Raw genomic sequence first — 15,270 nt, forward strand, 5'->3', positions numbered from 1 at the left:
ATAATTAATCTTAGGTAGATGCTATGTCGTAGAATAGTGGTCTGAATGTAATGTTAATTACTTAATGCCTCGAAAATTTCGGCTATAGTAAAATCATTTTCCATTGCGTAAGGATAAATAAATAGAAAGGAGTAATGCTCGTCCTTCAACACTATTTCATATTTATCTAGAACGCCATTAACGGAGGACGAAAACATACTTTTAATACGACGATAACTTACGTTACTATCTAGAGCTACTAACCCATCGAGGTAAGAATAAGATGTAGCTACATCAGTTACTATAACTGGATGTTCTGCTGTGAGACCGTAGGTTTGATTTTTGCTTTGGATAGTATTAATTTAAGCTAGATACTAAAGTTAAAAAAAGAATTGAAATTTAATAAGCATACACTTTCTAAGGTGTATTCACATTCTGGAAAATTCATTAGATTTTTGAGTATTTTACAGATTGCGTAAAGCAAAAAAGGGTCTCCAAATGGAAACCCTCTACAAACAATCCCGACTTAGAAACCCCTAGCAACTAAGCCGTGACAAGGATACGAACTTTACAAAAAGATGGCGTACGGGAAACCGCATTGAGTTCATTTTTATTTTTTTTAGTCAATAGATAGTCTTAAGAAAACTATAAATGAACTAGGTTTCGTTTTGTTTTTCTTTCGCGAAAGCGGACTTCTTAGGTGTGTATTTAAAACAAAAAGGCACCCAAGTGGGTGCCCAATGCAAATAATCTTGACCTAGAAACCCCTAGCAACTAAGCCGTCACAAGGATACGAGATTTTCTTATAGGTCTTTTACGGATTTCCTTTATTTGGGCGTTTTTTATTTTTTTTTAACATTTTTATATTTGGTGATATTTGATTGTTAGGTCTTTATAAAAAAAAATAGAGGATGCCCGAATGAACATCCTCTACAAACAATCCTTGACTTAAATTCCCCCATGATTTTAAGTCGTAGTAAGATTACAAGATTTTTTAATGATTAGCTTACGGTAAACCGCATTAGGGGTATTTTTCTTAGGGATATTTCTAAATTAGACCTAAATCTTTTACTAATGCAACGAGATGGACAGCATTATTAGCTCTAAACTTTACTTTTAATTTGCTCATCTTTTTTTCAATAGCGCTTAGACTCGAGGGAGACACGTTGAGAGCAACGAGTTCTTTACTTATTTCATCATGAGAGTACCCGTAAGAAAGTAACCGCATGAGGGTAATGTCGTATTCATCTATTTCTAAATCTGCATTATTAGACATTGCCATTGCAACGCGTGGAGAAACATAACGTTCTCCATTAAAAACAGTGTTAATAGCCTCTTTAAGATCTGAGATTCCTTCTCGTCCTTTGCATACAAAGGCATCTACCCCCGTATCATTATATAGCTGCCTCACACGCTGGAAGCGATCTTCTACAGAATAAATGATAATATTGAGCTCAGGGTGTTCTTTCTTTAAAGTAGCTGCAAGATCATCTCCAGATGCAAATTGTTGCTTGCGGTGGTCTGCTACAAATGAGAGATCAGAAATTATGAGGTCATAAGGTTTACCATCCATTTCTGCTTTTTTAATGAGTTTATATGCCTCATCACAATATTGAACCTGCTTTATGTAGGGAACTTGATAGGTAGTAAGAATGTGTTGTACACCTTCATTAACGCTTCCTAAATCGTCTGCTATAATTACTTTTTGAAACATTATATCTTGATCTGTGCTTTAAAACCTTGGTTAGACTTACTTTCAAAAGTAATTGTTCCTTTTAGAGCTTCTATACGGGATTCCGCATTAAGCAAACCATTTTTAGAATTTATAGCGCCGCCTATACCATTATCCTTATATAGAATATGCAATTTTTTACCTTCCTTTGAAATCTCAACAAAGGCTATAGTTGCTTTACTATGTTTCTTAGTGTTAGTAATGAGTTCTTGCAATACCCTATAAATAGTGGTCTTGTGGGCTTTTGGAATTTGATTCCAATCTATCTTGTCGATACCTTTTGTAATGATATTGAGAGAGGGAGTTTTATAACCCACTAACAAATCATTTAAGGATGTTTGGAAAGATTCTTCTGTCTCAATAAAACTATTTTCTCTAGATATATCTCGAGTTCGACTATAAATGTGCTCTAGATTGTCTAGTAAGTGACTTTCATTGTGCGTATTAGTTTGCACTTGTGAGATTAGTTTATACACATCATTTGCAACTTCGTCGTGTAATCTCTTTGAGATTTTTGTTTCTGTAATATATACTTGTTCAAGTCGCTTTCTCCTATGGCGAGATGAAAGAAAAATGATAATAACTACAGTAGTTACTGCAATAAACAAGGCTAAATATTGGTAGCGTGTTTTGTTGATTTTCTCCTGCTGCGCTATAAGCTCGCTTTCTTTTGCTTGCGTTTGGAAAGTGTCGTATTCATATTTTTGAGCTACATATTTATATTCTTGAAGAGTTTCTACTCTGTCTAAGCTGTCCGAGAGTTTTTTAAATACAACGGCGTTTGTTGTAGCACCTATATCAATTGCCAGTCCGAGGGCTTCTAGTTGATATCTAGGGTTGTTAAGGCTGTAAGCAATATTTCTTGCTATCAGGGCATGTTTTCTAGCTAGTGCTTCTTTGCCTTGCTGATGGTAGTAGTACGATAGATGTCTATTTGTAGAAAAACTTCCCGTGATATTGTTTTCTTTTTCATTAATGGTAAGGGCTTCTAGCATCAATGTCTCACCTATTGAGTCACCTAACTGCGTAATACTATACCCATAGTTGTCATATATAGTAGTCAGTGTGTTGTTATCTTCTATGCGCTCTTTATCCTTCATAAATGGACTTAAGACTTGAGCAGCTTTCTCATAAGATGAGCGCTCCATATAAATGGTGGCGATATTATTTGAAATGGTAATACTATCTTCTTTTTTTGTGGCCATTGCCAGCGCTTGCTGGTAATTTTCTAGGGCTAGTGGTAGGTTATTAAGACTTCTATGCAACCTACCCAGCCTATTTCTAAGACGAACGATAGTTTGTGTATCTGTTACAGGAATATCTTTTAAGAGGTTAATGGTGGTTTTTTCACTCTCAAAAATGTCACCATTATTGAAATATCCTAAGGATATAAGCTCAGAGTAATAGTTGTTACGGGCTGTATCGTTATTAGGGTTTTCAAGTTGGCGCTTGAAGTAATTAATTCCTGCTGTCACATTCTCTGTGTTTTTTGGATATGCAATAACTCTATAGTAGTGCTGGGTGCTATCTATAGGTGTCTGTGCCGAAAGTGGTGTTGTCCAAATACCACAAAGCGCGAGCACTAGAAATACAAGTAGGGTTGTAATAGTAGATTTCTGCATCCCTCAAAGATATTATATTTTGTAAGTGAGAAATAACGAGGTCGTAAGTAATGAAGTATTGATGTGTATAGTTACGCTTTCGCGAAAGCGTATACTTACAACTTGTATATCAATAGCAGTATAATTTAATGCCAAAACCTTGTCTATCTAGATGAGAGGTTTTAAAAATTGCAAAATATGTTGAGAAAGTGTAGTGTTATAATTATTAATGAAACTTTAATTTGATGAGGTTAGGCTTACCTAGAAATTAAATAGAAATGTTATGTAGTTTAAAAATCAGACTCTTTACTCTTTTCTATTTAATAGCGCCAATTAACTGTTCAATTACAATAGTAATTTGTTAAATCAATATAACTTTGCAATAAAAAATTGAAGAAAGAAAATACTTGGATTAGCTGGAATGAAAATGTAAAGCATCCATTCATAAATAGTTACGACGTAACTACAGAAGAAGAGTTTGCAGAAGCTATTAAAAACGCTGACAGTGTTAGGTTTTACGGTTCCAAACAATCATCATCAGACATTGCTGCTGGGACTGACTCACTTATTAATATCAAAAATTATAATCAGATAATTGGTATTGATAAAGCTTCTAAAAAAATAACTGTCCAATCTGGAATTGAACTTAAAGACCTTCTAGAAAAAATAGAGAGTTTAGACTGGTGTATTCCTTGTTTACCAGACATCAACACTATTACATTAGGTGGAGCCTTAGCAACTGGAACACATGGTACTAATGGAGGACTTATCTCTTCGTATATGACGAGTTGTAGGCTCATTCAAGCAGATGGTTCAATCCAGGTGATTGATGAAAAGGATATGCTCATGGATGCTGTGAGAGTATCTCTGGGAGTTCTAGGTGCTTTCTCTACAATTACACTGCAATGTGAGGATTCATACACACTACATTTAATTGAAGAACCTGAGAGTGATGCTACGTGGACAAAGAATCTAAGTAGCTATTTATCTAATCATGATTTCTTAAGAATATTATGGCTTCCTCATACAGGGATGGGTTATGTGATAAAAGGAAAAAAGATTTCAAAAGATCAACACGTTGAGGAAGATCTAGGACCTGCATATTTGAAAAATAGGAGAAAGGCCTCAAAATTTTTATATCAGCTTACTAAGACAGCCCCTTGGACCATCTATTTTGCAAATAAAATTCTTTACCAGCGGTTTTTTAAAAGTAGAAAAGAACATAAAGGAAGTTTATATCAGGCGACAGTTACAAAATCTAGAGGATCAACGCTTGAACTTGCGGAGTGGACAGTTGATTTTGAAAAATTCCCTTCATTACTTAAAGAACTGTCAGAAACTATAAATAGTTTTAAAAATAAATCATTCATTCACATACCTATGGATGTGCGTTTTGTAGATAGTGATGATAGCTGGTTAAGTAATGCTTACAAAAGAAAAACGGTAACGATGGGTTGCGTTTCAAGAGATGCATCAAGTGCAAATAGTTATGAAGCATTTAAAACAGTGGAGGATATTTTTCTTAAATACGGAGGAAGACCACATTGGGGAAAGCGCTTTGCTGCAAAAGACCCTGAGCTAACTAAACTCTACCCAAAGTGGAATGATTTTAAAGATTTACGTAAGTCTATGGATCCTACGAATAAGTTTTTAAACAAGTATTTAGCTTCTATTTTTTCAGAAAAATTATAATCTATGGTTAAAGGAGTATTGTTTGATTTTGATGGAGTAATAGCTCATAGTAAGCACATACATTTTGCCTCTTGGCAGTTTGCTGTAAATGAGGTGCTGGATGCTACTGTAGTAATAACTTCTGGGGATATTAAATCTGGCGCATCACCAATAATTATATCAGAGATATTGTGTGAAAAATTTGGAAGTAATTCTGAAGCCGAGGAACTACTAAAAGTTAAGAACAATTACCTAACTGAGCATATAGATGAAGTAGAGCACTATAAGGGTGTTGAAAAGCTCTTTGAATATCTAAAAAAGCACAATATACCTTATGGTATAGCCAGTAACGCGAGCAGTGATTTTGTAAAAGACTGTATAAAATTCTGGAAGTTTGAAGTACCCGTGATGTATGGCTATGAAGATTACGTAAATCCAAAACCTAACCCAGAACCTTATTTAAAGTTGGCAAATAGTTTAAATATAAAACCCGCTGATTTTAAAGATGTGTACATCTTTGAGGATAGTGCGCTAGGCTTACAAGCAGCTTTAAATTCTGGTATGAAATCTGTTTACATACAATCACATTGTGTAGTTACTGAAAATATCATAAGTCAAACTAATTATCAATTTAATTCGCTGTTTGATGCCATGGGAACTATTGATAAGCTTATAGCTTCTTAGTTAATAATAGCTCTTTTCTTGAGCATTTGAATATTTGATGGTCTTCAGTTCAGGTCGTTATTATTACTCATTCTTTAGTAAAACTTAAAATATCACCATTGTAGGTGAATCATTTATAGGTATTTAACGGTTGCTAGTTAAAATGTCATAATCCAGCTTAAAATATATTAGTGTCCAATTAAATTTATGTGAAACTAAAATAGATCACATGAAATTAGTAGGTAAAATATTCAGAATAGTGACAGTCGCTCAACTAGGTTATTATACCTACGACTGGATAAAGAACAAACGATCTTTTAATGATGAGTTTGTTCCAAATTTGAAGAAAATAAAAAGAAAACTAATATAATAAGCATTATGGACGATACTAAAAGAGCAGCAGATCTTGATAATAAGGAGCACGGTGTACATAAGGATAAGCACATAAATCAATACGGAGATCAAAACAAGGACTCATCGCAACCTAAAAGGGATGCTGGAGAGACTGATAAAGCTGGAAGCAATACACTTTCTAATAAAGAAAATGCAGTGCAAGACAATGCTCATAAGGACGCAAAACAAAAATCAAAACAATAAGATTACTGACTAAATTATTTCAAAATACTACAGTAGAAATTTATAATCAATACTGTAAAAAATGATTTGAGATTTCATCTCGACGATGTTAACAGATATTCATTAAAGCGAAAAACCCCGCAAACTATATAGTTTGCGGGGTTTGTATTATAAATATATAAATTCAATCCAACCTTAGCTCCACAGATAATAATTAATAGTTCTCACACTTGTTAAGTGTGGATTTATACTAGTTCATCTTCCTAGTGGCAGGGACATCCCAAACATCAACATATTTAAACTTTCTAATAATTTTACCTTTGGTGTTAATTACGCCCCACTTACGTTTATATTTTACAGCACACTGGTCATCCTTATATCCTTGTGCACCTCCAAAACCGTACAACAAGTCATCATATTTATAGTCAATGACAAGCTCTCCTTTAGTATTGATGAAGCCATATTTCTTGTTTAATTTTACAGAAAACAATCCTTGGCATCTCTCGCCTAGTTCTTTATAGATTATAGGGATAACAACTTCGTTGGCTTTGTTAATAACACCGTATTTACCCTCATATTTTACTATGGCTAGCGGTTCTTCACCTTGAAAGGTTGGTTCGTCTTCAAAGCAATCATAAAAAAAATCTAGAACTTTATCATACTCATAAACCTTTCCTATCATTTCTTTTCCGTCTTGAGCATTCAAGAGTTGTACTGCACATAGAATTACTGTTGTCAAAATTAATTTTACTGTTTTCATATTATAGTTATTAGGTTGTTAATCACACTTCTTTCCAAAAATTGGCTTCGTGCCATCTTGAAATTTTACTACTAAGCATGTCTTGCTTTTGATATATTTTAAATCTTTTTTTAATTGGTCATTATTTGCATTTTTTCTATTCTTTGGATGATAATAGAGTTCGATTTTTTCAACATATTCACTGTCTAGTAAACTTTGAGGTAGTGATTTGAGATATTTAGAGTACACAGAAAACGTTTCTAGGTTATCTAATTCTTCAAAAACAGAAGAGTCAACATTTATGTGGGTTAAGTAACCATTTCCAATAAATGTGATATCATTAAGATTACTTAACTCTTTAATCTCTGAGTTTAGGGTAAAAGACCCTCCATTTAATAGATCTGAAGTTAAATCTCCTGTAGAGTACAAGTCTAAGGTTAGGCTTTCTAGGTTTACTAATTTTTCAATGTCTTTAGGTAAACTTTTACTCTTATAGTTTCTTAGTGTGAGACGCCTTAAATTTATGAGGTTATTAATGTTTTGGCTAAGCTTATAAGAATTCCAATTAGCAAACTCGGCTTTTTTTAGACTAGCCATTTTCTCATCAGTAATAAGGCTTTGTTTTTTTGCTATTGCGGCTATATCATTATCTCTTTTTGCAACAGCGTTTTGATATGCTCTTTCTTTTTTTTCGCTCTCTATAGCTTTTCTTCTATCTCTTTCTTGTAGTCCAGAAACTATACTGTTTGAGATTTGGCTTACAGCATTCCCTAGTTGTTGAGAAGAAGTCTTAATGCTAGCGACACGATCTTGTGTTTCTTGCATAATTTCGGCTCCTCGCTCTCTATCTAGTCGAGCTGCCTTTTCTGCTGGAGATTCTTTTACGCTAAAATCAGTTGAATTTGTATCATTACTTTCGTTGGATGTTGCATTATCACTATTATCTGTTTTCGAGTTAGTATTGCTCGTATTATTTGAATAGTTTTCACTGTCCTCATCATTGGTGATATTTTGATTTGAAGTTAATAGTTTATTCCAAGCGGCATACATTTGATTCCAATACCCTTCAGCGTTTATGATTTTATCTTTGTGATAATTGTCCATACTATTACAGTACCTAGAATCATCATTACAAATCCTTTTAAAATCTTTATAGTAATTAGTTATCACTATTATATCACCGTCGATTGGGTTGTTCCAATCTGCCTTTACTTCATTTAATACTTTAATATTTGATTTGATTACAGAGACGGGGATAGTTTCGGGATTGCCTCCTGGGTATGTCACAATCGCTGTAGTACCATAGATGTCCTGAAAAAATAATTTTCCAGTTTTCAAATTGGTGCCACGATATATTTTGTCTTGGGCTTTTTCTGCTTTGTCATAGTCGTACGACTGAGAAAACCCATAGTTGCTGATTAAAATTAGAATGGTTGTTAAGAAGATTCTCATTTTGAATGGTTTTAATTCACTCAAAAATAAAATCTTAGATACCCAAGATAAATACCCAAACTTGGGTAAATATGGTATGTAAGTGATTACTTGTTTTATAGATTTAACTCGTTCTCAACGCAGTTAAAGTTTCTTAAGAAGATACTAGGATGTTATCGCTAGTCAAAATCGTATCGCTTTTGTAACCCATAGCGCAATAATTCTCCTGAGCCACTAAGGCCTAATTTCTGGATCATATTCTTACGATGTGTTTCTACTGTGCTTCTCGATATAAATAGGAGTTCGGCTATTTCAGGATTGTTTTTTCCTTCTGTAATGAGTTTTAGGATTTCCTTTTGTCGCTGTGTGAGCACATTAATTCCTACATTATTTTGAGAGGAGGCGGGAGTAGCAACACCTTTGTCATAATAATCTTCGCCAGCATTTACTTTACGCACGGCTTCAAGTAGTATGGAGAGACTAGAGTTTTTGAGTACATAGCCTTTTGCACCTGCAGCAATCATCTGGTCAATCGCTTTCTTTTGATCAAACATTGTGAAGGCAATCACCTTAGTTTCTGGAAATTCTTTTAAAATTTGTGTCGTTGCTGCTATGCCATCTATAATGGGCATTCGTACATCTGTGACTACAATCGATGGTCTCTTTTTGCGAACTAAGTCAATTAATTCCTCACCATTTTTTGCAAAGCCTACGAGCTCAATATCTGTCTCATATTTTAGGAAGAGTGCAATCCCTTCACTAAAACTCAAATGATCTTCTGCAATGGCGAGTCGTATCATACTATTGGGATGTTGATTATGATTGACGTTCCGCGACCTTCTTTGGCGTCTATTGTTAAGTTTCCGTCAAGCGCCTTTATACGTCTTTCTATAGAAGATAAGCCCATTCCGTCTGTTTTTAATGATGTTCTTTCTGGATCAAATCCTTTGCCGTCATCTTCAAATACAAGATTAATTTTATCTTCAAAATAAGTGAGGTCGATGGTTACCGCTTTCGCGAAAGCGTGCTTAATTGTGTTTGTAATAAGTTCTTGAATAATCCTGAAAAGCGTAAGCTCCACCGCATTACCTATACGAGTGTCCTCCCCGTGAGAAAACACCTCAATGACCAGTTGGTTTGCACCTGAAACCTGTGCCGCATACTCCTTAATAGCAGGAAGCAAACCTAGAGAAATAGGATTTCCAGAGTTGCGCTCGTGAGCAATGCTGCGTACTTTTTGATAGGCAAGCTCAAGTATATCATCTGTTTTTTTAATGAGTGTGTCTTGCTCTTCTTCAAGCCTATTTTTCTTAACCTTAAGATTTTCCATATACAGCTTTAAGGTTGCAAGAAGCCCACCTAGGTTGTCGTGTAGATCCTCTGCTATACGCTGTCTTTCCTTTGCTTGACCTTCCACCATCGCGTCTATGCTGGAGAGTTCTTGATTTCTTAAAAGTATCTCGTTTTCTCGCTCCGTGAGTAATCTCTTTTTACGCTGATTTTTAATCAAGAAGATAGCTGTAATGGCGATTGCAATAAGCGCAAGGATTGCGGCAATAAGGAGCGAGCGATTAAGTAAACGTTTCTTTTTCTCGAGCTCATTTTCTAGTTCTAGTTCGCGCGTTCTATACAAGGTCAAGTTTTTATTCTGACTTTCTATTTGTGCGCTATCGGTATACTGTATGTATAATTCTTGATAGTAGAGCGCACTATCAAGAGCTGCAATATTTTTATAATCTGAAGAGAGGTAATTATAGAGATTACGTTTATTATTTATCTTGAACTGTTTTATCCCAATCTTATCTGCTCGGCGCATATAGGTAATCGCCTCTTTGTAATTTTCATTAGAGCGAGGTACGGTAGCTCTATTGAGATATGCATAAAACAGATCGTCTGAAGTTCCATATAATTCTGAAAGCTGCAACGACTTATCAAAATGATAAATAGCCGAATCCTGTTGCGTCGTAAAACTTGAATAATACAAGCCTATGTAGCTGTGATAAAGCTCCACTCGCGATGAATCTCCTATTCTTCTGGCAATTGCTTTTGCCTTATTCATTTGAGAGAAAAACTCTTTTTTGTGAGTAGCATCAAATTTTGCTGCTGCAAGGCCTATTCTAGCAAGTAACTCGCCTATTGGGTCATTGAGCTGCTCGCTATTAGTCAACAACGTATTGAGCAAATTTTTGTTTTCTATAGCTAGATGCTTTTGCGAACTGATAATATAATGCAGCTCATAGTTTAATCTATTTGCTTGAATGGGAGCGTTAGATTGTTCAAACAATTTCTGGGCAATAGTGAGATTGCGATAGGCAAGATCTTCTTGGTTAGCATAGCTATAAGATTTACCAAGGCTTTTGTAGTAGTATGCTCTGTCTATACCTGAAAGTGCTGTGCTATCGATCTTTTTAAGATAAACAGACGCTGTATCCATTTTCTTTTCATACATTTTGAATAAGACTTGTATGTTAAGAAGAACATCTTTGTCAGCTTTTGAGGACTCAAAACCTTCCAATACTAAGGCAGCTTTATCTACTTGCTTGTATTGTAGCAAAGAGTCTATAGTTTTAATCTGCGCATTAAGCTGGATGCTCAAAGCGCAGATTAAGAGTAGTAATTTGTAGTATTTTTTTACAGGCATTTTTATTTTGTGCCTGGTTTTAGTACACCGCCGTTTGAAGTGAGAGGGGAGACTGATTTTTCCTTTTTTATTAGTTTAGAAATAGCCTCTTGAATTTCTGTAGCATCAGGAATTTTTTGAGTTTGACCACGTCCAATTATGAAATTTTCACTCATGAATTTTGCAATTCCTTTTCTAACTTTTTTTGTAAAAAGGTCTTCGTCTTCTTCGTGTACTACTATTATGGCAAGGTTTTCATTGAATTCCGGGTCTATTCCTACAAGCTTACCATCTTCAGATATTGTGATCAATTGAGTAGCTCTATCTTTAACCTCTTTTTCTACAACTTGAAAGTTATATACTACTAAAATCCCAACAGGTTTTTTCTTGTAGAATAATGTTCTGCAAATATTTACTGTTTTATTTTCAGATGAAAGTAAGCTATAGTCCGTGCCATCCTCAGTATATACTTCATTAGGTATATTGATACTTACTTTATAATCAAAATATTGCTTTCCTCTTTTGTATTCTCCTTCAATATTTTCAAAATTCGCCATCTCTTGTTTTAGTTTTTGGTTAGTTGTAATATTTATCATAGTGCAGTGTTCTTGATTGCCAATCTTTTAAAAATAATAGAGTTGATCTATAAATAGGGTAGTGATATTTTAATGATTTGTTATGGTCTTGGATTACAATATATTGAAAATAAAGTGATTGTTGAAAAGCATGTGAGGATGTAATCTTCTATAAGTAGATTTAAGAATCATAACTTTTGTGTGAAATTGAAAGGCAAGCCTAGCTTAAATCCAAATCTCAAATCTTTATCGGTACTATTAGGAGATAAACTTAGATCAGATCTGTCTGCAAATAATTGGAGTGTAGCAAAGTTTTTCTTTTTGTTCTTGAGATTTATAACTGTCCCAAGACGCAGCTTGTATATCTCCATATCTTTACCTTGGCCTACATCAAAATTTTGATTGTTATAGCCTACTTGACCAAAAAGACCAAAATGTGTTGTAGTAAACCAGAAAAGCTCTACACCTAAAGCAGTGGTAAAGGCATAGTTATAATCAAAGCCATTCTTATTTAGATTACCTTGAATGAGATTAGGTGTAGAAATTATACCAGAAGTCAAGGTGTCAATGGGAGTAGCAGGGAAGGAATAAGTTTTCTTATTAAAAGCAGCTGCATTTGAACCTCTAGCTATATTTACACTAGCTCTAGCAAATATCATCTTTGTATAATATCTTCTCTCTTTTGATTCATAAAAAAATCCTAGCTGTCCCTCTACACCAAATAAATCTCCCTTTGTGTCGATAAATTGATCACTAAAACTCAGTGATTGATTAGCGGTATAGACACTTTTGATTTGTTCACGTATATAAAATGGTGACGCTCCTAAATAAAAAAGGCGCTTGCTGTTCCAGTACGGTTGAGCATTTTTTTGTTCTAAATCAGCTAGTTTTGTAGAGATGGAATCCATACTAGCAATTGTTTCTTCATATCGGTTAATCACAGCGTCTATGTCATAGGTTGCATTTAAATTGTTCGAGAGTTTTTCATCTTCAACAATTCTAGTCTCTGAGTTATCTTTTATTATGAGATTAAAACCATTATTGTTGTTTTTGCTTTCTAATTTATTAGAAGTAATATATGCTGTGTCAGACATTATGGAAGTCTGGTCTATAGCTGCTACATCAAGAGTGTAATTAAAGTTTTTGATTATTTTATTAAAAGTCACCAGCTTTGAGTTACTACAATCTTGAGCGTTACACTGTTTTGCATTAATATCTTTAATTTTGATGGATGTTACAGGTATGCCGGCATCTTCTAGAAGGGTAGTGGTGTAATAAAAATCTTTTACAAGTTGCGCGATCTTTAACTGTTTTGCTTTTTCTATCTTATAGAAACCTCTCTTCACATCTAGGTCTGATGAGGGTTTGTTATACGACCTCACTCCACCAAAACTATGGTAGTAGTTTAAAGAAAACTTTGCGTTTGTACTTCCATTATTTTCATCTATAAAATAAATTCCATTATCTGTAGCACTGAAGTCCCCTTTTACGGTTAGCAAGGAATGATCACCAGTATATACTGTCCCGCTTATCGCAATCTTAGACTTACTTTCATCAAAGGTTGCTTCTATCCCTTCGCTAGGCGTAGTACCTCCCAGTAATAATGAAGAAAGATCTGCAAGAACAAGTTTGTCAAAAGAATAGTAAGAAACCAATTCGCCCGAAGGGATTACGCTTACTTTATTAGAAAAATCTAGGGAGGCGTTTTTGTCAAATACTAAGGTGTCGTTTACACTTTGAGCTATTGTTACCTGTGTAAAAAATAACACAATGACAATTGAAAGAATTGATTTAAACATCTAGAATGGTTTTAATGATGTGGTAAACTTAAAAATCCATTCATCCCACTTCCATACCCAATTGTAGGTATTTTATAGTTTATTTTTTTAGTTGATAAAATAAAAAACCCCATGAACACAAGTGTTACGGGGTTTAAAAGTGGAGTCGGAGGGATTCGAACCCTCGTCCAAACAAGCAATATTACTGCTTTCTACGTGTGTAGTTTCTGTTTGAATTTTCGTGAGATTGCCGGTTAGAAACTACCAACGCACCCCTTATCTTCAATTAGGTGTCTCTCTCGCATCAAAGCCCTACGAGGGATAGGTTTACTTTTACGAAGTCACTATATCGATTGCCGTAAACCAAGGCTCTCGAGTGACTTCCTGCTTGTCTACCTTGTAGACCGAGGCGTAATCTTACTATAATTCAGATTATGCAGCTAGGGCGTAGTTGTTCTCGCCGTTTAAAAAGATGAAAAATGAGATTTACGAGCTGTTTTCCAGCGCTCGACACGCTTACAATACTATTGGTCTCGCTGTCAAAACCAGTCGACCCCAGTATTAAAATTTCCACCTTGCTTTCGCGAAAGCGGAACTACAAATATACTACTAAAGCTTATATTTGCTATTAATATTATGCAAAAGCTGTACCAACTACAGACACTGCCAAAACTTCACACACTATGAAATTTGCCATCATCACAGAACGTAAGAATCCACCAGACAGAAGAGTTGTTTTCTCTCCTGAAAAACTGGCAGAAGCACGAGAGCAGTTTGAAGATGCAAGCTTTGTAGTAGAGGCATCAGATATCCGTATATTTCCTGATATGGCTTACACCATTAATGGATTTGATGTAGAAGAAGATGTCTCTGATGCAGATGTGATGATTGGAGTAAAAGAAGTGCCTATAGATGCTCTAGTGCCTAATAAAAAATATTTCTTCTTTAGTCACACCATTAAGAAACAGCCATATAATCGTGAGTTGCTCAAGGCTATTCTTGATAAAAATATCGAGATGTATGATCACGAAGTAATCACGGAGGCTAGCGGAGCACGACTTATCGGTTTTGGTCGTTACGCTGGGCTCGTAGGTGCCTATAATGGTTTTAGATTATTGGGATTACGTGATGGGCTTTTTGAACTTCCTAAAGTAGAAACGCTACTAGATCTTGACGCTGTAAAAAGCCAACTCGATAAAATTAAACTCCCTGCTATTAAGATTTGTCTATCAGGTAGTGGGAAAGTTGCCCGCGGAGCACAAGAAATTCTAGACCATCTCAATATTAAGGAGGTGACAGATCACGCTTACTTAAATGAAGAATTTAGTGAGCCAGTTTATTGTACGATTGACGTATTAGAATACAATAAACGTATAGATGGAACAGAGGGTTCTCGATTTGAATTTTATAAAGATCCTTCCGGATATGAAAGCGACTTTATGAAGTATGCAAAGGTGACAGATTACTTTATTGCTGGACATTTTTACGGTGATGGTGCGCCTTATCTATTCACTAGAGAAGATGCAAAAGATCCAGGGTTTAAGATTAACCTTATTGCAGATATTTCTTGCGATATAGATGGTCCCGTAGCTAGTACGATTAGACCATCTACAATTGCAGACCCTTTTTATGGATACAATCCTGTTACAGAACAAGAAGATGATTATAATAAGGATGGTGTGATTGCTATGATGGCTGTAGATAATCTACCATGTGAATTACCTAAGGACGCTAGTGAAGGTTTTGGCGAGATGTTCTTAAAGCATGTGATTCCAGCATTTTTTAATGGAGATAAGACAGGACTTCTTGATCGCGCCAGAATGACGCAAGATGGGAAGCTCACTGAGCGTTACAGCTACCTTCAAGACTATGTAGACGGGAAAGAGTAACGTTAAAATTGCACTA

Annotated in this window: 12 protein-coding genes and 1 other RNA gene; 4 read left to right on the top strand and 9 right to left on the bottom strand. The window is 35.0% G+C overall.

Features of this window, described 5'->3' with window-relative positions:
• Window positions 1-1,027 precede the first annotated feature (1,027 nt).
• Together D017_RS09335 and D017_RS09340 are read right to left on the bottom strand one after the other, a co-directional pair.
• A complete protein-coding gene (locus tag D017_RS09335) occupies window positions 1,028-1,693 on the bottom strand; it encodes a response regulator (protein ID WP_035336163.1) in 666 nt (221 codons plus the stop codon).
• Window positions 1,693-3,333, bottom strand: coding sequence for an ATP-binding protein (locus tag D017_RS09340; protein WP_035336165.1), 1,641 nt, complete (start codon window positions 3,331-3,333; stop codon window positions 1,693-1,695). The genes D017_RS09335 and D017_RS09340 overlap by 1 nt, the downstream gene beginning before the upstream one ends.
• A 369-nt stretch (window positions 3,334-3,702) precedes the next feature.
• Between D017_RS09340 and D017_RS09345 the strand changes: the two genes are divergently transcribed.
• The 3 genes from D017_RS09345 (at window position 3,703) to D017_RS09355 (ending at window position 6,243) form a co-directional block, all read left to right on the top strand.
• Window positions 3,703-5,004, top strand: a complete 1,302-nt coding sequence (locus tag D017_RS09345; RefSeq protein WP_035336167.1) for a D-arabinono-1,4-lactone oxidase — start codon at window positions 3,703-3,705, stop codon at window positions 5,002-5,004.
• Between the two features lie 3 nt (window positions 5,005-5,007).
• Window positions 5,008-5,667: an HAD family phosphatase gene (locus D017_RS09350; RefSeq protein ID WP_035336169.1), complete on the top strand. Its 660-nt coding sequence runs from the start codon at window positions 5,008-5,010 to the stop codon at window positions 5,665-5,667.
• A 357-nt stretch (window positions 5,668-6,024) separates the two neighbouring features.
• The gene (locus tag D017_RS09355) at window positions 6,025-6,243 is read left to right on the top strand and encodes a hypothetical protein (RefSeq protein WP_035336170.1); all 219 of its coding nucleotides are present in this window, start codon (window positions 6,025-6,027) and stop codon (window positions 6,241-6,243) included.
• Window positions 6,244-6,472: 229 nt separating this feature from the next.
• Here the strand turns inward: D017_RS09355 and D017_RS09360 are convergent, their stop codons facing one another.
• From D017_RS09360 to ssrA, 7 genes are all read right to left on the bottom strand, one after another.
• Window positions 6,473-6,982 carry a WG repeat-containing protein gene (locus D017_RS09360; RefSeq protein WP_035336171.1) on the bottom strand — a complete coding sequence of 170 codons (510 nt, stop codon included), beginning with the start codon at window positions 6,980-6,982 and terminating at the stop codon, window positions 6,473-6,475.
• A gap of 18 nt (window positions 6,983-7,000) precedes the next feature.
• Window positions 7,001-8,413 carry a hypothetical protein gene (locus D017_RS09365; protein ID WP_035336172.1) on the bottom strand — a complete coding sequence of 471 codons (1,413 nt, stop codon included), beginning with the start codon at window positions 8,411-8,413 and terminating at the stop codon, window positions 7,001-7,003.
• Between the two features lie 158 nt (window positions 8,414-8,571).
• Window positions 8,572-9,192 carry a response regulator transcription factor gene (locus tag D017_RS09370; RefSeq protein ID WP_035336174.1) on the bottom strand — a complete coding sequence of 207 codons (621 nt, stop codon included), beginning with the start codon at window positions 9,190-9,192 and terminating at the stop codon, window positions 8,572-8,574.
• Window positions 9,189-11,033, bottom strand: coding sequence for a sensor histidine kinase (locus tag D017_RS09375; protein ID WP_035336175.1), 1,845 nt, complete (start codon window positions 11,031-11,033; stop codon window positions 9,189-9,191). Before D017_RS09375 ends, D017_RS09370 begins: the two co-directional genes overlap by 4 nt.
• 2 nt (window positions 11,034-11,035) lie before the next feature.
• Window positions 11,036-11,608 carry a hypothetical protein gene (locus D017_RS09380; protein WP_035336178.1) on the bottom strand — a complete coding sequence of 191 codons (573 nt, stop codon included), beginning with the start codon at window positions 11,606-11,608 and terminating at the stop codon, window positions 11,036-11,038.
• Between the two features lie 167 nt (window positions 11,609-11,775).
• Entirely contained in the window at window positions 11,776-13,386 is a 1,611-nt protein-coding gene (locus D017_RS09385; RefSeq protein ID WP_035336179.1) for a hypothetical protein, read from the bottom strand.
• A 137-nt stretch (window positions 13,387-13,523) separates the two neighbouring features.
• Window positions 13,524-13,922, bottom strand: a transfer-messenger RNA (tmRNA) gene (gene ssrA, locus D017_RS15190).
• A gap of 126 nt (window positions 13,923-14,048) precedes the next feature.
• Here ssrA and D017_RS09390 point away from each other — a divergent pair.
• Complete coding sequence (locus D017_RS09390; RefSeq protein ID WP_035336180.1) at window positions 14,049-15,254, top strand: NAD(P)-dependent oxidoreductase; 1,206 nt, start codon at window positions 14,049-14,051, stop codon at window positions 15,252-15,254.
• Window positions 15,255-15,270 lie beyond the last annotated feature (16 nt).

It is taken from the genome of Dokdonia sp. PRO95 (genome assembly GCF_000355805.1).
Taxonomy (GTDB): domain Bacteria; phylum Bacteroidota; class Bacteroidia; order Flavobacteriales; family Flavobacteriaceae; genus Dokdonia.